Here is a 1,316-nt window from a genome sequence, read left to right on the forward strand (position 1 = left end):
CAGCGGATCCACAACACTCCATCTTCCTAGATCCGGCATGTAAAAACGTGCGCCGTAGTCATACATTCCTGTTACCTGTAGTTCCTTACCGTTGTACTTATAATTATAATCGGACGAAGCAATATTTCCTAGATTATTCTCGTCAAATGTTAATCCGAATGGATAATAATTTAATTCCTGCAAAACCTCAATGACCCCCGTTGGATTCTTCCAATAACTCAGTCGAACATTTCCTAAATGATCGAGCTGATTGTAAATATATGCATTTTTATCAAAATCATAATACCCTTGGTCTGTTTGGAAGAATTTCAGGATACCATTTACATAATGAAATCCATCGAGATACTCTCTTGTGCTCGTGGGTGAAATGAATTTAACCTTTTCGCCGCTCGCTAAGTAGGAGTAACTTAAACTTGCTCCGTCTTGGGTGATTTGGGAAGGTAAATTCAAATAATTATATTGAATTGCTGTGATTCCTCGGTCAGGATGCGTGGTCATATTGCCATTCGCATCGTAGTTTATTTGACCCCCTCCTAGAGGGTACCCTTTCATTTGGCTACTTTGATCAAGAACCTTGGTTAATCGATTGCCAGTATAGCTGTATGTCAATTGATCGATCAGTAAGGGTGAAGTACCTGTTGGGGGTGGAGCGTTTCGGGTTAATGTATTGAGGTTCCCATTTGCATCGTAGGTCTGCTGCTCATTGTAAAAGCCTGCATCAGATCCCGTACTTTGGTACTGCGATGAGACCAATCGATTTACCCCGTCATACGAATAGGAATAGTTTCGTATGCTATTCTTACTTATACTGAAATTCGTGTGCCATGAAGTTTGTGAGATATTTCCATTGTAATTTCGAACTCCATTAAAATTAGCATCCAAAGTATCGTAATAAAGGCGTTGGCTAAATAGTTTCAAGGTATCCAATTGAGAATTGCTATTTAGATTTATCCCCAAAAGTGAACCCCGTATGTTGTATTTGTAATTTGTCGCCTCAATCGCCTCATCCCCAAATGATAAACTAACGAGTCTAGAAAGATTGTCATATGAATAAATCGAATACAATGAATCGACCCCGGAATTCACTTTCTGACTACTGGAAATCAATCGCTTCGCATGGTCGTAGTAGAAATCGTAAGAGACCAAGGTCTCAGGATCAGAAACTCCTCGCTTATGCCTTATTTCTTCTTTTACTTTAAGTCCAGTAAAATCCAATTTGTACTGCTGGTTTGTATATCCTCCTAGGGCTCTAGTTTTGTATTCGTTTATAGGGCGCCCTTTCTGATCATAGAAATAATAAGTGGAGGTCCAAGCTT

General features: G+C 39.4%; 1 protein-coding gene. It reads right to left on the reverse strand.

What is annotated here, in order from left to right; all coding sequences use genetic code 11:
- Window positions 1-1,316 (reverse strand): RHS repeat domain-containing protein (locus tag ACX3PU_RS10245; RefSeq protein ID WP_459084939.1); only part of this gene is annotated, 1,316 nt, incomplete at both ends.

The organism is Chryseobacterium sp. A301, assembly GCF_054489425.1.